We start from the raw sequence: 21,459 nt of genomic DNA, 5'->3' as shown, positions 1-21,459 counted from the left end.
GCCATGTTTTCCCTTTAAATATTTTTATTTTGAAGAATTGTTACATTTTTATGACATATAAGGAAAAGGAGTGAAATGAATAGAAGAGTCGTGGTAGGAAAATCATTATGTAGAAGGATTCGCAAAGACATTATCCCATTAAATGGAAATAAACTTCATCTAAAAATGATATGCCTCTATCTACATCCTACAAAAAATTGTAATAAAAGTCTATTTCTTTTTATCTCTACATGGGACAATAATGATGCGCACAATTGACATAACGTTATGTTTCATCAACTGGAGGTTTTTAATGAAACAAAATATTTATGATAATCCGATATTTTTTCATCAGTATAAGACATTGAGACAAAAAGCATATAATTATAATCGTCTTTTAGAGCAGCCCACTATGAAGGCCTTACTTCCACCTTTAACAAATTTACGGGTACTTGATATTGGCTGTGGTATGGGTGATTTCGCCAAGTATTGTATCGACCATCAAGCCAAGCATGTAACCGCATTAGATGTGTCGAGCAATATGCTGACCATTGCCAAGCAGGCGCATGCTCACCCTCGAATTGACTATCAGCTACAGGCAATAGAGGATTATGAAGCACCCTCGAATAGCTTTGATTGTATAACCAGCTCCCTATCGCTTCATTATGTCAAAGATTTTGATGCGGTAATTGCTCAAATTGCTCACATGCTTCGTCCTAACGGTGTATTTATTTTCTCTGTGGAACATCCTATTGCTACAGCTCGTCACACAACGGAAGATAATTGGATATATGATGACCATCATCACCCTCTGCACTACGCAGTGGATCATTACCAGGATGAAGGCTTGCGTGAGCAAACATGGTTGGTGGAGGGTGTTGTCAAATATCATCGCACCTTAGCAACAATGGTTAATACATTGATTGCTCATGGGTTAACGATTGATAAAATCGTAGAACCGATTCCAAGCCAAGAAGCCATTCAACAGCTTCCTTCCATTGAAAAGGAGCTACGCAAACCGTCCTTTTTATTTATCAAAGTAAAAAAATAAACGAAAGCCTCACCCTATGTTTGTGGTGAGGCTTGTTTCATATAAATCATTTCTGGGTCTCCCTCATCTAAATTGTCAATAAAACCACTTTTGACAAAGCCTAGGTTGTGAAAAAGCTGTTGCATCCGCTTATTGGACTGATTTGTAGAGGAGAAAACTTTTGATGTTTTAGCCATGTTCATATAAGCCATCATTAAGGCAGACGCAACGCCTTTTCTGCGCTCGGACGGCTTGACAATGACTAAGGAAATAAAGCTATAGCCAAAAAAGTCATTGCTAAATAGCAGAAACCCCGCAATGGTATCGGCGGATTGGTAGAGCAAACAGCGTTTCTCTTCGATAGCTTGTTGAATTTCTCCCTCTCTGGATGAATCACCAATCACTTCTTGATCGATTGTATAAAGTGCTTGTAAATGCTCTCTTTTTGCTTCGATGATATGGTTCAATTATTAACCTCCTTCAAATAATAGCTCATCACCTTTAGCTCCTCTCGAAGTCCCTTCGCCTGTCTGCCTTCATCGACAAAGCCGCAACGCTTATAAAGTTCCTGTGCCGCTATATTTGGCACATTCACCCCTAGCACCAGCTCATTGATGTGCGGGAAATGCTTGCGAACAAAGTCAGGTAATAAGTGGAGTGCCGTTTTGGCGTAGCCTTTTCCCTGCTCATAAAAATCGGTGGAAAAGGAACGGATTAATAGCGCCTGTTCATTGGAGGAGTAAAGCGTCACCCCTTCTTTTTCATGTAAGATAAAAAAGGTGACTAGCTTGTTACCATCCATCGCTAAAATAGCATGTCGACTATTATCCTGCTTAGCAAGTTCAATGCTCTCTTTTGGAGACTTAGTATAGCGGAGCTGCTCTTCTGTTAGCGTATATTGTTCCACTAAATGCTGTGCCTTGTCCTCATAGAACATGAGCAGCATGGTCATTCGAATTCCTCCTCGTAAATAGCGGTGAATTCATAGTCTCCCTCTATAAGTTGCAGTAAATATTCCTCAAAGGAAGCCGCGATCACCTCAAAGCTATCAGGATCATGCACATAACGAACCACCTGACCAACTTGCCCTGCTTCATTTGGCGTAAAATCAATATATAGGCTCGATGTGCCCCCATTATTCATACAATCCGCAAAGCATAAACGTTCATTTAACGGGACATGCATATTAATCTTTTCATCTACTTCAACATACGCTAAAAATTCCTGATAGCGCTCATGAATCGTTTCACGCTTGTCATGGTAATCTTTTACGATTTGCTCCACCGATTTTAAATAATACGGGTAATCCCCTAAATCAGAGCCTAGTACTAGAACACTGATGGTTTCTTGCCCATGCTGACAATAATAGGTACCATTGACATCCTGTAATAGCTCAATCAATGCTTGTGGGCAATTCGGAAATACTTCTAACAAAGCCTGAATTTGTGCATCTGAAGCACCAACAGCCTGTTGTAATTGTTGCTGCTCCTCCTGTGGTAAGTAGTGTAATAAATTCGCAAAATAAGCTGTACGCATCTTAATCCCTCTCTCTCTTTAACTATGTCATATTTTAACATAATTTCTTCCATTCTCTTAGTCCCTCATGCTACTATGGAAGTATGCACAAAAAAGGGGTGGGTTTATGAGTGTGAAAAATGCAGTAGACGTGAAAGTATTACAAACAATCGATGGGTTGTAACGCTACTTGCAGCCCTTATACAAGGGAGAATACAATAATGGAACACTATTTAAAAACATTTTTAACAGGTCAATCGATCACTTTACAGCAAATGACTTCTGCTGACCTAGAGGCTTTTATAGCCATCGAAAGCGAAATCACCTCTTTGCTACTTGCTAATGATGAGATTCCTTTTCCACAAACTGTAGAGGATCACACCGCTTTCTTTAACAGTATCAGTGGGAAAAAGGAGGAATTCTTTTTCGGCATTTATGAAAAAGCGTCCCATCAGCTGATTGGCTCCTGTGCCGTTTATTCAGTGAATTGGCAAAATAGCACGTGCTCTGTGGGGATTTCAATCGGAAAAGAGTGGCACGGCAAGGGCTATGGCACAGATGCAATGAAAACGCTTATTGATTTTATATTCCAATATATAGCTGTTCAGAAAATCAAGCTTCAGGTTTTTAGCTTTAACCCAGCAGCTATTCGCTCCTATGAGAAATGCGGCTTCACAAAAGAAGGCATTTTACGCCAAGAAATTTTCCGCTTCGGTACATTCCATGATGTAGTAGTATTTGGCCTCTTACGCTCCGAATGGGAGAGAAATTAACTGAATAGCACAAGAGAGATACTATGCTTGCTGTAGTATCTCTTTTTTTGTTCAGATCTCTTGCCACACACGTGTTACTTCCTGTAAAGATAGCCCTTGAAAGGATAATCGATAGATATCTGGCATACTTAACTTTTGCCAAAATGCGTAATCGTACTGGGCATCAAAATAGTGCATCATTAACACCATGATATTGCCATGTGTACCGATCACGACAGACTGCTGCGGATGCGTGAGAAGGATGTTTCGCAAACTTGGAATAGTGCGAGCCATCGCCTGTTGATTGGACTCCCCTCCCGCCCATGCAAAGCTTGGCTCATGCCACTCCCGCTGAACTGCTGCATGAAAATCCTCCAGCACACCACTAGAAAGCTGTCGTTCTTTTAAAGCATCGATCGTTTGGACGGGTAAATGTCGAGCGTGTGCAATTCCCTCCACTGTTTGAATGGCTCTTCGATAGGGACTAGTATATACCGCATCGATTCGTTGATGTTTCAATAGATTTGTGACACGCTCTGCATCCCTTTCTCCCTGAGCAGATAGTGGACGATGATATTCATCCACTGAATAATGGGCATGTGCGTGTCTAACAAAATAAATTTCGGTCATCTGTTTCTCCTCTTTAATCTTTAGCTAAATGAATCTTCCAAATCCCCTCTTGCTGTTGCAGAGCATATGTTTTGATATAGCGCTGACTCCCAACGGAAATTTCCAGTTGAACGACCTGTAAATCAGGGGTGCTCGATTCATTAACAGCTATTCGATCATAAAATCTATACATGAAATAGGTAACGAGCAAATCACCTGCAAGTGAATCCGTATAGTATTGCTTAAACAATTCTTTTGTAGGGAATGCATCATTGCTGTAAGTAATCGCATATAATGCATCCATACGAGGTTCCTCCACTAAATCAAACATCATTAGCAGCATTTCCTCTGGCGAAAGGGTCTGCAAATGACGAATTTCTCCATCGTTTAAAAATGCTTGATAGGCCTCTGTTTTTTCCACAGATAAATCCGCTACATAGCTAAATTCAGTGGATGTGTATGTTGATGTCATCTCCTTGTCATACACAATGGTCGGTTCCTGTAAGGGCTCCTCCCTTTCACATGCCGTTAGCAAACTTAATAAAGCAATGATCGAAACCCGTTTTTTCATCATGCGCTTGATCACCTCATCTTCCATCAATTATTCCATTAATTTCAAAAATTCTCAACATTTCACCATAGACAATGAAATGTCCACATTTCTAAACAACATAAAAGGGAATTTGCTAAAATGTGACAAGATATGAATTTCAGGTAAAATTATCTGAAAATTCAATCTCTGATTACAACTTTTTTCTTAGTATAAAAGACTTAAGGCTTCTTTTTTCTCCTTAATATTTTCTAAAATAAAACAAGTGAATAACCCTATCCAGCACATGAATAGGGTTTTAAGTCATATATTTAATTCAATAAAAGGGGAATTTATCAGTATTTTTTATCTATAATAATCAAACATTTTCAATCAAGCTAAATAGGATGAAGTACCTTATCTATGACTAAATTACGAATTTGATAAACAAAACACAATATGACATTTTTTTTAATATAAGTGATATACAATGAAAAAGTTGAATCGAGGTCATCGAAATTTATTTCAGGAATATGGATAAAAAATTAGGAGGAAAATATCTTGGTTAACTTATTACTTAAACAATTCTTGAAGGCGGAAATTGAGATCAAACGAAGAATTATGTATAAAAAAGCAAAGGATCTTGGTTTCACCCACCCTACTGTTGTAGATTACAGTCAAGAATTGGATGTCTTACTTAATAGATATTTAAAACAAGCACAAGCTTCCTAATCATAACGAGGCATATAATAAAAGAAAGAATAGATTGGATAAAGCCAGGCCATGTTTTTATTGGCTGGTTTTATCATGGCTGATACATGCATTCACCTAGCCATTTCTCTGGATGTATAGAGAATGAAAAAGTAGGCGATGTTTTTGATAAGAAAACATTTGGAGGTTGAATAATGCATGTATTTATCTTAACTTTTATGGTTGTTTCCAAAATATTAATGCCACCTCAACATTCAGTAGACCATACAGCACCCACACTTTGCACACCAACTGAAATAAATACACTATATCAATACCCAAACAACCAATTTCAATCGTTTCGTGATGAGGACAAATTTTATCAGCAGCTTAATCGTGCGATTTATGAGGAATATCCCAATGCTGCATTGAATATTCGTCAAAAGATGGCTTTTAAAGATGTGGCAAATGCGACAAAACGTTTTTATTTACAAACAGATGATAAACAGGAAACAATAGACCTCTCTCAACATACTTTTATTCATCCCAATCGACAAGTTTATTTTTTAGCATCCTTTCAGCACAATACCGATGAATCCTATCGTAAGTTTCTTGTCATCGACGCTGAAACACAAGAAGTAATCGTGGGACATTCGCTTTTTCAAGAAAGTTCCAAGCACCTTTAATTCATTGTATGCACATCACGTAGATTCTAGTAGTCATTTCAAAAAAATAGAGGTAAAAATTTCTTAACATTTAAAAAGCTTGCAATGAATGACGAACATTCAAAGCAAGCTTTCTTTGCTGGCTTAAGCTAAACTTTTTTGTTGAATGGCTGCTGTAACTTCTTCTATTAATTGCTGTAGTGACTTATCAGTGGAATCTTGCTGACCATGTCTGCGAACAGCTACACTTTGGTTCGCTACTTCCCGATCCCCAATGACTAAAATATACGGTATTTTTTGCAATTGGGCTTCACGTATCTTTTTACCGAGCTTTTCTTGGCGCTCATCTAATTGCACACGGATTCCTGCCTGTTGTAAGGCTGCTACTACCTGCTTGGCATAGCCTTGATGTGCCTCTGCTACACCAATGACTTGCACTTGCTGTGGTGCAAGCCAAGTTGGGAATGCTCCGCCAAAATGCTCGATTAAAATACCTAAGAAGCGATCAATCGAGCCAAACACTGCACGATGGATGACAACCGGTCTCACCTTTTCGTTGTGTTCATTAATATACGTTAAATCAAATTTCTCTGGTAGCTGGAAATCAAGCTGAACCGTTGCACATTGATGACTGCGCTGAATCGCATCTTTAATATGGATGTCAATTTTCGGTCCATAGAAAGCCCCATCCCCTGCATTAATTGTATAGGCAATGCCTAAATTCTTGAGGACATTTTCCAGTGCCGCCTCCGCTTGATTCCACAACGCCAAATCACCCATATAATCATCTGGTCGTGTCGATAATTCAATCGTATACGCAAATCCAAAGACATTGTACACTTCATCAATAATATTTAATGCAAGCGCAATTTCATCCTCAATTTGTTGTGGTGTTGCAAAAATATGGGCATCATCCTGACAGAATGTCCGTACACGTAATAGACCATTCAAGGCGCCACTAAATTCATGTCGGTGCACTTGCCCGAATTCTGCCATACGAATCGGTAAATCCCGATAAGAGTGGAGGGCATTTTTAAAAATCAGCATATGTCCAGGGCAGTTCATGGGCTTTAAGGCAAAGCTTTGGTCATCTACCTGTGTGAAATACATATTGTCCTTATAATGATCCCAGTGACCCGACTGCTCCCATAGTCGTTGGTTCATCATCAACGGTGTTCGTACTTCCCTATAGTCATATTTCGCTTGTAAATGGCGCAAATATGATTCCAGTTCATTGCGTATAATTTGACCGTTGGCTAAATAGAATGGCATGCCAGGTGCTTCCTCCGAAAACATAAATAACGATAGCTCTTTACCTAGTTTGCGATGATTCCGCTTTTCCGCTTCCTCCAAAAAGACAAAATGATCATGCAGTTCTTCTTTTGTGGCAAAGGCAACGCCATAAATACGCTGAAGCATTTGGTTATTGCTATCGCCTCGCCAGTAAGCGCCCGATACATGCATTAATTTAAAATGCTGTAATTTGCCTGTAGACGGGACATGTGGACCACGACATAAATCGTAAAACTCTCCCTGTTCATAAATCGTAACTAGCTCATTTGCAGGAATTGCCTCCAACAGTTCGAGCTTTAACGCATCATGGGCGAATAATTGCTTCGCTTCTTCACGTGAAACCTCGCGTCTATGAACCGGTATATTTTCCTGCGCAATTTGTTTCATTTTCTTTTCTATTTGCTGCAAATCACTCGGTGTCAGTGTATCTGCAATATCGATATCATAATAAAAGCCATTTTCAATGACTGGTCCTACCCCAAATTGTGCATGAGGATAAAGTCGTTTAATTGCCTGAGCCAATAAATGGGCCGTAGAATGGCGAATGACCTCGATCCCTTCCTTTGAGCTTGCATCGTACAATGTAATTTGAGCATCTTCCATAATCGGGCGCGTCAAATCAATGATGGTTCCGTTAACACTCCCTGCGACTGCCTTTTTGCGAAGTTCTGGACGAATCGCTTGTGCAATATCGGTTAGTGTCACACCTTTTGTAAATGCTTGCTGTTGACCATCTGGAAATTGAATGTGAATACGTTGATTTGACATGTTCTCTACTCCTTTTTTAGTAATAAAATCAATTACACCTCGGCATAATTGTGTAGATAAAAAAAACACATATCCGCCCCTAAGAAGGGACGAGTATGTGTTGATTACCCGTGGTTCCACCCAAATTCCCACTAGTTTACGTGCTAGTGGCTCATTGATTTTGCTGTAACGTCGCAAAAACGGTGCAAGTTTCCAAGCACGGCTCCAAGGTAGTAAGATAGGATTACGACATTAGGAAGCTTGCAGCCAAGGCCTCCCTCTCTAAAAATGCTTCATCGAATCTCTTGTCCTTTTCATTGCCCATTTCATTTTTGTATGAAATTGTTAATTACTATAACGAATAGTGGATTCTTTGTCAAACACTAAAAAAATTTAGCGATGGACTGGCAATGGGCGTTCTGGACGTTGTACACAGTAGTGACAATTCGGGTCATCACATGCCTCCTCCTGCCATTCATTACACATCGCACAAAAATAACTATCGAATGAGTCATCATAGATTATGGAACTTTGACAAGCCGGACATTGTTGCTTTTTTTGAATCGCTCCGCTGATCTCTAGTCCATCAATGATCACTACATCACCACGCTGCTCAATTCGCATATTATTATTATCTCCTAGTTATTTTTCACATCTAAAGCCTCACTCTCAGATTGCCATTTCATCTGAATCTTTGGCTTCGCATCTCGTTTAAAAATTTTCTCGCTTTCTTTTCTTGTGAATGAATAATACCCTTCTTTAGTTAACTGCGCATCATCCAACGTTTGGGATTCCTTTGCCCCTTCGATCGTGATTTGTAAAGGTCCCAAATCATTGTGATCACCGAGATAAAATAAGCGCAATCCCTCATCCCCATTACTATGATAGATGGCTTTCCAATGTTCACTTTTTGCGATATAGTGAATCTCCTGCTCAGCACTTTGACAGGCCGTTAATAGGATGACGAGTACCATCGGAAAAATCCATTTTTTCATTGAACATTCCCCCTAACCTTGTATGGTGACAGCCCATCCTGTAGGCTTTTCTTCAAAGACATCTTCGTATTCTGTAAAAACAAAATGAAGTCCCCTTATATCATCTGGCAAGGGTGGTGTCACAACATACGTACTGCTTTCATGTCCATTTGTGCCACTTGTACCTTTACTACGGCATTCATAGGACGCATCGATGAATAGACCCAAATGATTTCGTTCTAATTTTTGCTGAATCGTTAGCTGTGGTTCTTGCTGCTCATCCCAATCGATTAATAATTGCACCACACTTGCATTGTCATATTGACGAATATAGGAAACCGTATACAAACGCTCTTTCTTTTCTACCGTTTTCAACACAGGGATATAGTGACGGAAGCCTGTTGGTTCTACCTTAGGTGTATAGTATTTTTCTGATTTCATCAACTGGAAAAACATCGCTAAATAAGTATCATCGAAACCATATCGCTGTGCCCATTCCGAAATGGTGTCATCCGATGGAAAGCCTGAAGTATGACTAGATTGCGCTTTTCGTTGCTTTAAAAGTGCACATATTTGCTCATCTATTAGGATAAGCCTTGAATTATTGTATTTGCTTTGTTGTTCGGACATCTATATCCTCCTCCATCCTGCAAGTCCTTCTTCTTTCTATACGTTATTTTCCCCAATTGGTTCCATAAACAGCCTATTTTTACTTGTAAATACCAAAAAAGCTACCCAATACATTGGATAGCTAATTCGTCACCACATCATTGTGCCAGCTAGTTGAGTCTGATAATTGATATGTAACCATATTGGCTGTAACAGCGAGAATAACACCGGCTCTAGACATATGAGAGGCATTTGGCTCTTCCAATACAAGGACCACATAGCCCTCTCCTCGCCCTTGCTCATCAATGGCATTCGCCGCATTGATTTCAAAGGTGGAATACGTTTGCTCATTCGTCGCATACAGAATTCTTTCATCGTGATACACGCCATGTTCTTTTAGATTATAGCTGACAGGCATCCATCCTTCAGACCATTCAATACTGCCTATCATCTCTCGTTTCCTTTTGGCAAGCCGTCCAATGGAATACGTAAAATATATTTTCATAATCGCTTGATTGTCTTCATTTTTCCCTTCACAGGTGGCTGTCACTTCAAGCATAATATCGTTTTTCGAAAGTTTTTTGATAAACACTAAAGCCACAGTGATAACACAGATAAATAGTACTATACCCAAGATGATAAATGCCATTAGGTCCCTCCTAGTATCACAATTGCTGTTACTACAATATTACCATGACTTAGGAGGGATAGGAGTTTTTCACCAAACAATCTTAGGAATTGACACAGCCATAAAGGATAAGACAAAATTTGATTTATTTGTTGGCTTGAAGCTCAGCAATTAGCGTAAAAGGTATTTTTAAATACTCATAGTGAATCGTTACTTTCTTGATAGCAGCAGCTTGAACTTGAACAGCGTAGTGCTGTGGCTGCTTGCCAATGGCCTGTTGGTCTATGTATTTTTGAGGCAAAATGGTTCGCTGTGAAAATTTATGAAAAGAAATATCACTATTTCCCTCTAGCTTTGTTTCTGCCTCAAAAGGTTCTGACTTACTAATTACAAGCTTTGCGCTATCAGGAAGCTGATCATTCACCAGTATTTGCTTCAGCTTAATTTCACGCAGCCCTGTATTTTCAAGTGCAATGAGTTTAACTGCTTCATTGCCTTGTTTAGTGGTGAAGCTTTGCATGACCAGTGGTGGATTGCTTTTGAGATAAATCATAAAGATTGCTCCGACCACAAGCACACTCAGTACTAAAATAAATAGTATTTTTTTCATACTTACCCTCTCTTTCCTCCCAACAGTATAACAAAAAACAACCTGACTTATTGACAGTCAAGTTGTTTTTGTAAACGTATTTCATCTCGTATTGGAATACCGTCATCACCAATAAGTGGGATAGAAGGCTTATAGGCCCTTGCTTTTTCGACTGCATTACGCAGTATTTCGATTAAACAATAGCCACGTTTTTGATAGAATTTCAATGCATGCAAATTATCGTTTGTTGTAATGAGTGAAATGCTTTTACAGCCCTGCTCCATTGCTGCTTGTTCTATCGCTTTCACAAGAGCTGAACCGATGCCTTTCCCCTCAACCGTACTATCTAACGAAATGATTTCACAGTCCTCTTCCCGCACGATATAGGTGATTAAACCGATCATCGTCTGTTGCTCATTCATAAAAGCAAAGCCCGCTAATTCACTACAGTCATAAATACCACTGGAAATGACCATCTCCGTTGAACCCCAATGTTCCTGAAAAAACTGGCGAACATGTTGGTTTGGTACTTGATGTATGGCAATAATCGTCATTTTATAAACTCCTTGTTAAATAGAAATATGAAAAACCCCTGCAATCGCTTTTTGTATGCCTAAAAATACAGCCCAAGACAGCACACCAAGACCAATAGCTAGCACAATATGCATGGAGGATTTCATCGCCATGTAAATCACAAATAGCATACACATTGTTGCTGGCAAACCAACGATAACGCCCACTGTAAAGCGCTGAATATGCTCACTCGACTCACTTTGCACCGTCAGCCAAATAATACTTAAAATACTCACCAATGGCAACGCTGCAATAATGCCCCCATAGGTAGGAAATCTTCGTGCTACCTCCGTCACAACGCCAATGATGGCAGCTGAACTCAAAATTTTAAAGAATGTATACATTATTTTGCCACCTCACTTAGACGTCGAAATGCCTGTAGAATGGCTTGCTGTTCCTGTTCAGTTAGCTGATTAAGTGCATGCTGTAGCTTATCATCATCTAGCTCAGAGTTTTTCTTCAGCACTTGTAGCCCCTCTGCTGTCAAATGCAACATGACCTTACGCTGGTCATCACTTGCACGTTCCTTCATCACCCAGCCATGACGCTCTAGCTTTTTCACATGCTCAGACGCCGTGTTAGGAGAAATGTTTAGTAACCCCGCAATATCACGCACCGTCACTTCCGCTTCCTTTTGAATCATTTGCAAAATACGCACGCTCTGATGGGAAATAACATCTTCATGTGTTGTATGTAGATGATAGAATATCGTTGTAAAATAGTCATTTATCTCTTTAATCATCGTATTAACTCCTTTAATATATCGTTCTATGCGATTATATCGTATTTTACGATACATTAAAAGTTCCCTCGTTAAAGTTTATATTTTCAGATATTTCTCTTCAGTAACCTGAGTATTTGATAGCCATCAGAGGGTAATCCTGCATAAGGCTTATACCAGTTAGGATAAATTAGCGGGATTGCCGTCGCAAGAAATTGAAAGGTATTCAAATAAAAAAGGCCATTGAAAAAATAGTGTATCCCTGCATAAGCAGCAAAATAACGGGCTAGATAGCTGGCAATAAGCAACAGCAATAAAGTCATAATAGGACCACCCGCCATAAATCCGAGCATCTGCTTGCGTCTTAAGCTACTCCCCTTTTGTAGCGTACAATAGCCAAAAAATCCCCATCGAATATGGAAATGCATGCGACCTATACGACCGTTTTCAGGAAGATTTTTTGCACCTAAATAAACCTGGGCTCGTTCCTTTGAACATACTATAACGCCTAACGCATGGCCGATTTCATGCAACAGCGTGGAGAATGGTATGCCTACTACATATAAAAGCATAAAGGATAGTATGGACATCACTACTCACCCCTTCACAAATCTTCTATCTATTTTTCATAATCATCTATCTTTCTGCGCATCTTGCTACATATTATCAAGAGGTACTTGTGGGCACTTCCTTTCTACAGTATTATGACTCTATTCTGAATTTAATTGAGGGCATCCTATGTTATACTTTCTCTATTTTTTAGTAGGTGGCACGATCATGGTGCTAGCGCTGCTACTCAGCCAATCGAAATATTTATTTTTGTCAGGTATCATTACAGCCTTACCGATTTTGACGCTCATTAATATGGGCATGCAAATGAAAAATATGAAAGAAGATACCTTTCATACCGTCCTACAAAACACGGTATTTGGAGCGGTTGGCATGCTGTTATTTACTGTGCTCGCGTTCCTCCTAACAAGCTGGTTTAAACCAGGCATTTCCGTTATGAGTGCGCTTGCAGTCTATGCTGTATTTATGCTTTCTGGTAAATATATTTTGTCGATGTTTGCCTAAAGAAAAGGAGCTGCCTTTTGACAGCTCCTCATTGATTACCTATCTTTTAATCATTTTCACGTAAACACCCTGCTCAAACCGTTCCAACGCATAGGCATTCATTGTTTTGACTTTGTCAGATAGATCGCTCGCCTTCCATAATCGCTGTTGATGATAGACAGCTGGATCGATGAGTCGCACTTTATTCCGAAAATGAATGTCATGGTTCTCTTGCTCCTCTCTTACCTCTACATGTTCATGTAATTGTTGTAAAAGAGCTAGAATGTCCTGATCATGTGAAGCCCTCATGTGCCCCAGCAGTTCAAGATCAGTCTTTTGGAAATCATCCAGTGTTAGAATTTGTTTTTCGAGTGCTAGCTTTAACACGTCCGCTAACGTACTAGTCGCATAAATATTTAAAGGGTGCAGAAAAAAATCCAACACTTCCTGATAATAAATTTCCACAAACCATTCTGCGCGCTCAATCGTTTGAACACACAGTTTCCCCTGAAAAACAAATAAGTCTTGTAAAAATTTTTGAATATCTTCTATGGCAGCGTGGCCATAAAAATACATATCTCTTAATGTATAATCTATGCGATCCGCACACAATGCTGGAGCAGGTTGTTCAAGTAACGACCATCTGGATGTATCTAGTTTGTTCTCTACCTCGTAGCCATATTTTTCAAGAATCGCAGGTATAGAAGACTGTTTGATAACATCCATGAATAGCTCTTCATGATAATCTTCCGCCTCATTCTCCAGAACCACATCCACAACATGGGAAAAAGCGGTATGGGACACATCATGCAATAAGCCTGCTACCTGCTCCTCCAATGACCCGCCAAACTGTCGAATAAGCAGCATGACGCCTATCGAATGCTCAAATCTTGTAATAGTCCACCTGCTATTTACTAGAAAGCCTGCCCCAGCCTGATGAATTTCCTTTAAGCGTTGAACTGGCTTACTTACAATCAATTCCTCTAACAAACCATCTATCTCGAACTCCCCATATAAGGGGTCACTAATCAGCATTTATATTCTTCCGACTAATCACAAAGACTCCACCACAATGCGATAGTGGGTAAAATGTTAACTCACAAATTTCCTGTAAGGCGACCTTTAGTTCCTCATGGACAAAGTAAAATTCATCCTCATCCCAGTATCCCTTGCTATTTTGACGGCATTGCTCCAGCTGCCCTCTTGTAGAAAAAGCAACATCGCCAATTAATAGCTGTCCATTCGGCTTTAGGTGCTGTAATAATTGCGTGATATACACGGCCTTTTGCTCATCTATAAAATGATGGAGCGCATACGTACTAATAATCGCATCATAGGGCTGCTGTAATAGCTCCTGTGGCAAGCCATTCGTTAAATCCCACTCCATTAAGTGAGCCTCTGGCATTTTTTCCTTCGCAATGGCAATCATGTTCGATGAAAAATCAAAGCCATAAATCGCGTGCCCATGTTCATAAAGCTTTGCCGTTAATACCCCTGTCCCAAAGCCAATATCTAAAACCGTAGAAGTGGGAACAGCCATCACTTCATTGAAAATTTTATTTAAAATCGCTTTATAGCCTGCAAATGGATATTGATTACTTTCCTCACTGTGTTGAACCGTTTGATCATATCCATCGGCCCATAAATCAAAACCTTGTTTATTTAATAGCATAGTGCCTCCTACAATGTATAAATTCTCCAAGCATTCATTATTTTACGTGCAGTCATCTGTTTCATAATAAATCCCCCTTTATTAACCAATTCAGTCCATTATACCAATTTTTTACCTATCGAACAATTCAGAAAATAAATACATAGTGGCTTTTTGTAATGTGAAATATTTTATTTTTTACTTATATCTATTATCATTCTAGATAATATCCTATTATAAATTCCCAAATTATTACTATATTTCATTTATTACGATATAATAATTATATTGGGTAGTTAACCTACAAGAAGGAGATGATTTAATGCAAGTGACAAACAAAAAGGGATTATTATGGATTAGCATTATAGTGACTTTATTGTCCATTTTCTTTGTATCCTATGGTTCTAACAAATTTGGAGCCCCTTTTCAATTTCTAAGTTACATCGGTGAAAATGAGTTATCCTCCGCATTTTCTTTATTTACCAAAATTGGTATTACTCAAATTCACTTTCATATACTTTATTTCTTTCTAGATGTTACACTTATTTACTTTATTCTTTCTTATGGTAGAAAAATAATTAGTTCATTAAAATTAAGCAAACAATCCTAATTTTTTTCTTAAGATGCTCTTCAATCGCAGGACTAACGCACAATTCCATAGATTATGAGCATAATAAATTTTATAATAATAAACAATTGCACTTTGATGACGAAACTAAAATGTTCTCATAAAAAACGCGTACTATCGTCGTACCCGATTTATTTATGTGTGAAATAAAAGCATACGCGATACACCCTACAAAAATCAGCAAAACAAAAGAAAAATGAATAGTGTCCTGCATATACTGAAGATGGAACTTATTATATACAAACAATTTCGGCTACCCTGTTTTCAATGTCCAGAGAATGGTCAAGATTTGTTAAATTAAACGATTTGAAAGAGATAAATTTGCATGACCTTCACATCTTATGCCATTGTAAATGGATTAAATTTCACAACAATTCAAGAGCAATTAGGGCCATCACATGTTACTATATCTATAGATACTTATGGTCACTTGACTGACTTGAAGATGTTTAACAAATTAATGTAAATTGGTCGCCTGTTTAATTCAACCTATTATAAAACCCATATAAATCAACGTTTCCTTTAAAGGAGGGATCGAAATGATCGCATTCACTTGTAATGCATGCTCTAGAACGACTTCTTTAGGTCAAAGAGGTCAAGATTAAGTTATACAACTAACAGAAATTGAATGATCTCTTTAGGCCAAAAAGGAAAAAAATAGCCTAAGAAACAGGAGAGATTTCAAATGGAACAACAAACAATTCAGCCGTTTTTAACGGTTGCCAACTATCATTTACTCGAACAGCAATTAAATAAAATTTTACATGCACTGACGACAACAAAGGATAAAGACGTTATCCTAGCAGTACGTGGCCTTGTTGATACGGAGGTAACGACAAAATTAGCATTATCAGCTGAGGAAACAAAGCTGATTGAACAGCTTTTTGCTATCACAGATCGTGCACAGGGTGAGGCATTTTTAGAGCAATTAAAACCCTATGTCATCCCGTTCAAGCCCGTGACAACTAGTACGCTTAAAACCTTATTTAAAAAGGAAAAGAAGCTCAAGCTACCAAATCTAGAAGCACTCGATTTTCAGCAAATTTGTTATCTTGCTTGGGATGATGCTGGTACACATCGAAAATATGTTGTCCTTGAGCAAAATGGGCAGCTAAAAGGAATCAAAGGGCTATTCGCCAATAACACGGTTCGCGGCATTTGCGCTATCTGTAATCGCCATGCAGATGTTGGCTTATTTACTACGTCCATTAAAGGGCAGGTGGTTGGCACATTTACCAACCACAGTAATTACATTTGTGCTGATAGTCAAACATGTAATGAACATGTTACAGATATGAACAGAACAGTGGAATTTTTCGAGCGTATCACACAAAAATAAATGAACAAAGGCAGAGATGTTGTGCAAGCAACGTTTCTGCCTTTTTTTCTCTGTGACCTTCGTCTAATCCACACCTACATGTACCTGAAAATCCACCTTCAATCGAGGATAAAAGTCCTCTCTCCAACTCTTTAGTTCTTGATAGGAAAGCTGTTGTCGGAAAAGTTGACCAAATCCGAAAAGATCCGTTTGATTGGACTGCGCCTGTTCAAACATATCATAAAACCGTTTTTCTATAAGCTTCGTTAGCTCCTTCGTGATTTGCTCATTGGACACATCTTTTGTGCGCTCTAAAATCGCTATTTTTAATGTTAAATGACTTGTCACAGTGGGTATGCCATTCTTCAACGAGGCTTTATTTTTAATGGCACTATTGATCACCATCATACTCGCCAAATCAAAGCTTTCTACTTTCCCCTTTGCATTGAAGTTTTGAAATAGCTTAGTTAGCTGACTTTCATCCGGATTAATCTTTGCCATTAATTCACCATTTTTCAAAACGCTAGAGCCCTCATAGACTAACACGGTATCGTTTCCAGCACGTACAACTGGAATTAGCATATCTTTTGTGTAGGAGTACAGACTTCGGTATACTTCCCAAATATGAACGCTTGTTATCTCAGGTGCCCACCCTGCCCCTTTGTTAAAGTAATTATAAATGGAAGTCGCATTCACCCCTAATTTATCATTAATGTTGGAAAGAACTTTATCGATTTTATCATCCGTAATGGCTACAAGTGCTCTTGAAGGGATTTCCTCTGAGTGCATTAAAAATTCAATCAGCTCCCTCATTTCCTGTTGATTAGCAGCTAGGTTGCTTTGAATAATAATTAATTCAATATGCGAGTAATCCACCGCTTCTTCAGAGTTTGTTCGAACTTGCCCCAACACCTTTAATACCGTTTCTGCTTTCCCAGTAACAATCCTCGATACTTCATTTTCTTTTTGTGTAATTGGAATTTGTAGTGTCACTTGATAGTCTCCATTTTCCTTCGCAATGCCGATAACCAAGGGCAATAATCGTTTATCTATATCTTTAACATCCCAGCACCCACCAAGAGAGGGTAAAAGAAAAAACATACATATAATCAATGTTTTATAAGGATGATTTTCTTTCATCGCTCGTCCCCTTTCTCTTGATCACAACGCCATAGATGTAAATCGTTATCGGGAGAATTAGCATAAAATAAACCTGCGCCCCTCTATTCCATAAAATCAGCGTATTTGTCCAAACTTGATTTGGAATAAATAAACCTGCAATATAGCCGATAATTGAAAAGATTATAATCCATAAGGCTGATTTTACGCGCAGCTTGCTGAATAATTTCTGCATAATTTGACTAATCATCCATAGCATGACCGCATTAAAGATCAGCATAAAGCCAATCGAAGAAATACCAAAGAACATCGTTTGCCGATTAAATGCAAGCCACCGAATATCCACTGAATCCATCGCTATGACAAACGGTAAGGACAGGGTAACGACAGTTTCTTGTCCAAAAATAAAAAGTGGAATATAAACAAAGGCTAAATAAAGGATGATGACAGAAAACCAGGCTATCAAAATATCTCGAAATACCAATGGTTTGTTAGAGACCATAAATCCTAAAAATAAAAATGCCGAAAATCCCATGAGATAATAGAACTCCATATCTAATAAGAAATCAATCGATGCATCCCTTATAGGGAATCCATTATGAAAATCAAAATTCACAATGGAAGAAAAACTGATGAACAATATAAAGGGAATAATCATGAAAAAAATAAACACAGAAGACCGCAATATTGTCCCTAAACCTTTTGTAGCTGTATAAGCCGAAATAAAATAAAGCAGTAACGCTATCGGCCAGTGAGGTGTCCGTAGCAAAAATAAGGAATTAATCACCTCTGTATAGGTACGGATATTAAGTGCAACAAGTACCGTTAAATTCAGGACAAATGGAAGAAGGATGACGAAAGCAATCAGCCTCCCCATTTTTAAATAAATATCCACAATATCCTCATTGGGAAAATAATTTAACCCTTTCATATAGAGCAAAATTAATAGTAGCTGTAAAACACCCTGACACAAAACAACCAACCAATGGCCCGTATCTGTCAACTTATAGATCAGCTCAGGATAAAGTAAAAAGCCAAAGCTTAAATGAATAATAAAGAAAACAATCGCGATTTGAAACCGATGCGTCACTTCGTGTCCCCTTCTCTTTTCATATGGAATGTCGTATAGGGAATATGGAATGAGGTTAAACTTGCTAAATAAATGCCCGTAAGCGCTAAACCAGTAAATATACCAAGAATGCCGAAAATCGATGCTAAAATTAAAATCGGGTATTTTAGTAAGCGTATATAAAGAGAGTTTTGGATACCCGCAACAACTGAGCTGGAAATCACAATAGCGGTAATGACAATCCCTAAGAGCGTACTGACTAATTTCGCTTCCACCATGGCTTGACCTAATATGACGCCCCCTACCATGGAAATAGTCGGCCCAATACTTTTAGGAAGTCTAACAATAGCCTCCAGTATTAAATCAATTAATACAACCATGATGATCGTTTCAAGCAAAGCGGGTACAGGAATCCCTTCTCTGCTTTTCGCCACAAATAAAGCAAGATCGAATTTAAATATCTCAGGATTAACAGATACTAATGCGACATACAAGGCTGGAAGGATAAGCGTCAGTACCGCGCCTACCACGCGAAGAACTCGAAGCATAACGGATAATATATAGGGGAAATTCCGATCATTCACAATACTAAACATATCTAGCAATAGATGTGGAAAAACAAGGGCAAAGGGATAATTATCTAATAAAAGGACAATTCTATTCTTCTTTAAGGAATGAATGGCCTGAATCGGCACTTCTGTCGGAAAGAAATGACTTACAGGGCTCCATTTGCGTAAACCAAAATGCCTATTAAGGTCATCAATGGATTCAATATCCGTGCCAATTTGCTTTAATTGCTCATTAACTTTTTCGACCAGATCATTCGGTGCTCTTCCATTAATATATAGCATGGACAAATTGCGTTTTTCTAGCTCACCCACTTGAAAGGAGCAATGCAATAGCCTGTCTGTTTTCAGTCTTTTTCTAATAAGCCCCACATTTGTATTCAAATCCTCAACAAATGCATCAATCGATGCTTGTATAGGACTTTCATTTTTCGGTTCATCAATACTTCGTGTTAAATTAAGGGCAACTGGATCGACTATCGCGTTTCGTTGATCCTTTTGTATGACGATGATCAGCTTCCCCTCTAACACAGCGTTGACCATCTGTTCACTCCCCACATCCAATCGATCGCTAAGATTTGTCAAAAGCTCTTCTACGGACGCAGCAGAACTAGCCATTTGCCGAATGTATTGGTTAGACTTTGGATAATCAATCAGTGTTTTAAATCCCATAAGATAGATAACCGTTTGATGTATAAGCTCTTCTTCAATGAAAAAATCATCGTGATCGGCAAATTTAGACCTCATTTCCACCATCAAATTTTCCATTTGAGTACCCCACGATCATCGAATTTTTCTTATTTTGAGAGATAAACAATGTTTTTATACAAAGGATACAAGCTGTCCCAAAATCTAATCTTTGTGTAAGTTCGGATTACGATCAATAAATTCCTCTACGTCATCCGCTAATCTGTAGACAAGATGAAAATAGTGCTTTTCTGTCATGACACCCTTTTTTCGCCACTTTTGCATTTCTTCATAATGAAATTGATAAAAATAGCCTTCTACATCTCTTCTGGCAATCCCCTTTTTCTTCGCCATTTCTGCAATCGACAGACCTTTCGCCCATTCTTGATCATATTCCGCCATTGTCATGCCCAAAAATTTACTTATGGCATCATAATCATATTTCACATGGTATACCAGCGTTCCTTCCTTATTTTCTTCTGCATATACAGATGCCGAAAATGAGAAAACTACGATAAATAAAAGCACATACACTTTACAGGCATTTTTCATTTTGGAACCTCCAAACTTTTTGAGGTTAATGTGTGAGGTTTCCGGAAGATCTATGTCATCATTTATCAATAAACAACCAGTGACCTCCTGTTTTACGGTAAATGAAAAGAATCCGTTTTGAAAAAACATTAATACAATTTTTATTACAAAGTTTAACCAGTTCTAATCGTATTGTTCTACCTTTGCACCCGATTGCTGAACTGTTCCATAACGATGAGGTTGTGACACGCTCTTAAACTATTATAATTTTCCGAGATATAAAAAAGCCGATTCTCCAATGTAATCGACTTTTTCTTTCATTCAACAAGGAAATTGATGTTGGAAAATATATTTTGAGGACTTAATTGTTGAAACATTCTTCACCCATTCCTCTTACCAACGAGTATCAACATTTCTAATAACCACCATATCCTCCATCTCAGACTGTTAAATCATTTTCTGACTTTTTATTCATCACTTCTTGTAGAAGCTGTTGGAGGACAGCAGCAAAAGCGGCGATAATCGACGAAGTAAAAATGATGATGAGTCCCATTATGCCAATAGGAGGGTCAACATTTTTTGCGATAAAATGGAACATCGGCATACCTAATACATACAAACCACTGATAATAATCGCACAGTACTTGATGTTCTTTAACGCCCTTTCAGATAATTCCGAGAACGCTGTGTTCTTGTCAATGTACCGTAGAAGATTAAAAGCTTGATAGAGCGCAAAGTAAAAAGCCACAGCCGCTCCATACATCACGATGAAAATAAGATATTTCATTAAGGAAAAAGTTGGATACAATCTTGATGCGAAATTAGCCATAGGAGGTACTAAAAATAGACATAATGCAAGAATTGCAATCCCAGCCAGAAAAATAACTACCCTTAAGAAAGCTGTTGAAACTCGTTTACCATTCATAGGAAGCAC

At 38.4% G+C, this 21,459-nt stretch carries 28 protein-coding genes; 6 read left to right on the top strand and 22 right to left on the bottom strand.

What is annotated here, in order from left to right; translation table 11 throughout:
- Positions 1–292: 292 nt before the first annotated feature.
- A complete protein-coding gene (locus JTI58_RS20090; protein ID WP_205443280.1) occupies positions 293–1,030 on the top strand; it encodes a class I SAM-dependent methyltransferase in 738 nt (245 codons plus the stop codon).
- A gap of 14 nt (positions 1,031–1,044) precedes the next feature.
- Here JTI58_RS20090 and JTI58_RS20085 read toward each other — a convergent pair whose 3' ends face one another.
- The 3 genes from JTI58_RS20085 to JTI58_RS20075 are packed head-to-tail and all read right to left on the bottom strand — an operon-like array spanning position 1,045 to position 2,545.
- Complete coding sequence (locus JTI58_RS20085; protein ID WP_205443279.1) at positions 1,045–1,476, bottom strand: GNAT family N-acetyltransferase; 432 nt, start codon at positions 1,474–1,476, stop codon at positions 1,045–1,047.
- On the bottom strand, positions 1,473–1,961 hold the full coding sequence (locus JTI58_RS20080) for a GNAT family N-acetyltransferase (RefSeq protein WP_205443277.1): 489 nt from the start codon (positions 1,959–1,961) through the stop codon (positions 1,473–1,475). Before JTI58_RS20080 ends, JTI58_RS20085 begins: the two co-directional genes overlap by 4 nt.
- A complete protein-coding gene (locus tag JTI58_RS20075; protein WP_205443276.1) occupies positions 1,958–2,545 on the bottom strand; it encodes an SMI1/KNR4 family protein in 588 nt (195 codons plus the stop codon). The genes JTI58_RS20080 and JTI58_RS20075 overlap by 4 nt, the downstream gene beginning before the upstream one ends.
- A gap of 200 nt (positions 2,546–2,745) precedes the next feature.
- Here JTI58_RS20075 and JTI58_RS20070 point away from each other — a divergent pair, with 200 nt between their 5' ends.
- A complete protein-coding gene (locus tag JTI58_RS20070) occupies positions 2,746–3,297 on the top strand; it encodes a GNAT family N-acetyltransferase (RefSeq protein WP_205443274.1) in 552 nt (183 codons plus the stop codon).
- A gap of 51 nt (positions 3,298–3,348) precedes the next feature.
- On the opposite strand, the gene JTI58_RS20065 is transcribed toward JTI58_RS20070, so the two are convergent.
- Both JTI58_RS20065 and JTI58_RS20060 read right to left on the bottom strand, forming a co-directional pair.
- Positions 3,349–3,906 carry a histidine phosphatase family protein gene (locus JTI58_RS20065; protein WP_205443273.1) on the bottom strand — a complete coding sequence of 186 codons (558 nt, stop codon included), beginning with the start codon at positions 3,904–3,906 and terminating at the stop codon, positions 3,349–3,351.
- A gap of 13 nt (positions 3,907–3,919) precedes the next feature.
- Entirely contained in the window at positions 3,920–4,459 is a 540-nt protein-coding gene (locus JTI58_RS20060) for a hypothetical protein (protein ID WP_243456156.1), read from the bottom strand.
- A gap of 516 nt (positions 4,460–4,975) precedes the next feature.
- On the opposite strand from JTI58_RS20060, the gene JTI58_RS20055 reads away from it, so the two are divergent.
- Entirely contained in the window at positions 4,976–5,146 is a 171-nt protein-coding gene (locus tag JTI58_RS20055; protein ID WP_036122469.1) for an aspartyl-phosphate phosphatase Spo0E family protein, read from the top strand.
- Positions 5,147–5,319: 173 nt separating this feature from the next.
- A complete protein-coding gene (locus tag JTI58_RS20050; protein ID WP_205443272.1) occupies positions 5,320–5,790 on the top strand; it encodes a hypothetical protein in 471 nt (156 codons plus the stop codon).
- 123 nt (positions 5,791–5,913) lie between these two features.
- On the opposite strand, the gene thrS is transcribed toward JTI58_RS20050, so the two are convergent.
- From thrS to JTI58_RS20000, 10 genes are all read right to left on the bottom strand, one after another.
- A complete protein-coding gene (gene thrS, locus JTI58_RS20045; RefSeq protein ID WP_205443270.1) occupies positions 5,914–7,830 on the bottom strand; it encodes a threonine--tRNA ligase in 1,917 nt (638 codons plus the stop codon).
- 372 nt (positions 7,831–8,202) lie between these two features.
- Positions 8,203–8,433, bottom strand: coding sequence for a hypothetical protein (locus tag JTI58_RS20040; RefSeq protein WP_205443269.1), 231 nt, complete (start codon positions 8,431–8,433; stop codon positions 8,203–8,205).
- Positions 8,434–8,447: 14 nt separating this feature from the next.
- Positions 8,448–8,804 carry a hypothetical protein gene (locus JTI58_RS20035; protein WP_205443268.1) on the bottom strand — a complete coding sequence of 119 codons (357 nt, stop codon included), beginning with the start codon at positions 8,802–8,804 and terminating at the stop codon, positions 8,448–8,450.
- Between the two features lie 12 nt (positions 8,805–8,816).
- Positions 8,817–9,413, bottom strand: coding sequence for a hypothetical protein (locus JTI58_RS20030; protein WP_205443266.1), 597 nt, complete (start codon positions 9,411–9,413; stop codon positions 8,817–8,819).
- A gap of 121 nt (positions 9,414–9,534) precedes the next feature.
- Entirely contained in the window at positions 9,535–10,041 is a 507-nt protein-coding gene (locus tag JTI58_RS20025) for a hypothetical protein (protein ID WP_205443265.1), read from the bottom strand.
- 124 nt (positions 10,042–10,165) lie between these two features.
- Positions 10,166–10,630, bottom strand: a complete 465-nt coding sequence (locus JTI58_RS20020; protein WP_205443263.1) for a hypothetical protein — start codon at positions 10,628–10,630, stop codon at positions 10,166–10,168.
- A 47-nt stretch (positions 10,631–10,677) separates the two neighbouring features.
- Entirely contained in the window at positions 10,678–11,163 is a 486-nt protein-coding gene (locus tag JTI58_RS20015; protein ID WP_205443262.1) for a GNAT family N-acetyltransferase, read from the bottom strand.
- A gap of 15 nt (positions 11,164–11,178) precedes the next feature.
- Entirely contained in the window at positions 11,179–11,526 is a 348-nt protein-coding gene (locus tag JTI58_RS20010) for a DUF3147 family protein (protein WP_205443261.1), read from the bottom strand.
- Positions 11,526–11,924, bottom strand: coding sequence for a MarR family winged helix-turn-helix transcriptional regulator (locus tag JTI58_RS20005; RefSeq protein WP_205443259.1), 399 nt, complete (start codon positions 11,922–11,924; stop codon positions 11,526–11,528). Before JTI58_RS20005 ends, JTI58_RS20010 begins: the two co-directional genes overlap by 1 nt.
- An 86-nt stretch (positions 11,925–12,010) precedes the next feature.
- Complete coding sequence (locus tag JTI58_RS20000; protein WP_205443258.1) at positions 12,011–12,493, bottom strand: hypothetical protein; 483 nt, start codon at positions 12,491–12,493, stop codon at positions 12,011–12,013.
- 148 nt (positions 12,494–12,641) lie between these two features.
- Here JTI58_RS20000 and JTI58_RS19995 point away from each other — a divergent pair, with 148 nt between their 5' ends.
- Positions 12,642–12,977, top strand: a complete 336-nt coding sequence (locus JTI58_RS19995) for a hypothetical protein (RefSeq protein ID WP_036080739.1) — start codon at positions 12,642–12,644, stop codon at positions 12,975–12,977.
- 39 nt (positions 12,978–13,016) lie between these two features.
- On the opposite strand, the gene JTI58_RS19990 is transcribed toward JTI58_RS19995, so the two are convergent.
- On the bottom strand, positions 13,017–13,991 hold the full coding sequence (locus tag JTI58_RS19990) for an HD domain-containing protein (protein WP_205443257.1): 975 nt from the start codon (positions 13,989–13,991) through the stop codon (positions 13,017–13,019).
- Complete coding sequence (locus JTI58_RS19985; protein WP_205443256.1) at positions 13,981–14,628, bottom strand: class I SAM-dependent methyltransferase; 648 nt, start codon at positions 14,626–14,628, stop codon at positions 13,981–13,983. The genes JTI58_RS19990 and JTI58_RS19985 overlap by 11 nt, the downstream gene beginning before the upstream one ends.
- A gap of 1,292 nt (positions 14,629–15,920) precedes the next feature.
- Between JTI58_RS19985 and JTI58_RS19980 the strand changes: the two genes are divergently transcribed.
- Complete coding sequence (locus JTI58_RS19980; protein WP_205443255.1) at positions 15,921–16,574, top strand: FusB/FusC family EF-G-binding protein; 654 nt, start codon at positions 15,921–15,923, stop codon at positions 16,572–16,574.
- A gap of 63 nt (positions 16,575–16,637) precedes the next feature.
- Here the strand turns inward: JTI58_RS19980 and JTI58_RS19975 are convergent, their stop codons facing one another.
- From JTI58_RS19975 to JTI58_RS19955, 5 genes are all read right to left on the bottom strand, one after another.
- The gene (locus JTI58_RS19975; protein ID WP_205443254.1) at positions 16,638–17,693 is read right to left on the bottom strand and encodes a Ger(x)C family spore germination protein; all 1,056 of its coding nucleotides are present in this window, start codon (positions 17,691–17,693) and stop codon (positions 16,638–16,640) included.
- Positions 17,671–18,762, bottom strand: a complete 1,092-nt coding sequence (locus JTI58_RS19970; protein WP_205443252.1) for a GerAB/ArcD/ProY family transporter — start codon at positions 18,760–18,762, stop codon at positions 17,671–17,673. The genes JTI58_RS19975 and JTI58_RS19970 overlap by 23 nt, the downstream gene beginning before the upstream one ends.
- Positions 18,759–20,075, bottom strand: coding sequence for a spore germination protein (locus JTI58_RS19965; protein WP_205443250.1), 1,317 nt, complete (start codon positions 20,073–20,075; stop codon positions 18,759–18,761). The genes JTI58_RS19970 and JTI58_RS19965 overlap by 4 nt, the downstream gene beginning before the upstream one ends.
- 84 nt (positions 20,076–20,159) lie before the next feature.
- Positions 20,160–20,546, bottom strand: a complete 387-nt coding sequence (locus tag JTI58_RS19960) for a hypothetical protein (protein ID WP_205447569.1) — start codon at positions 20,544–20,546, stop codon at positions 20,160–20,162.
- 418 nt (positions 20,547–20,964) lie between these two features.
- Positions 20,965–21,450, bottom strand: a complete 486-nt coding sequence (locus tag JTI58_RS19955) for a DUF2975 domain-containing protein (RefSeq protein WP_205443249.1) — start codon at positions 21,448–21,450, stop codon at positions 20,965–20,967.
- Positions 21,451–21,459: the final 9 nt, after the last annotated feature.

The sequence above is a fragment of the Lysinibacillus fusiformis genome (assembly GCF_016925635.1).
GTDB classification, from domain to species: Bacteria; Bacillota; Bacilli; order Bacillales_A; family Planococcaceae; genus Lysinibacillus; species Lysinibacillus fusiformis_F.
Note: the sequence above shows the minus strand (reverse complement) of the source record. Positions and strands in the feature narration are given on the sequence as shown.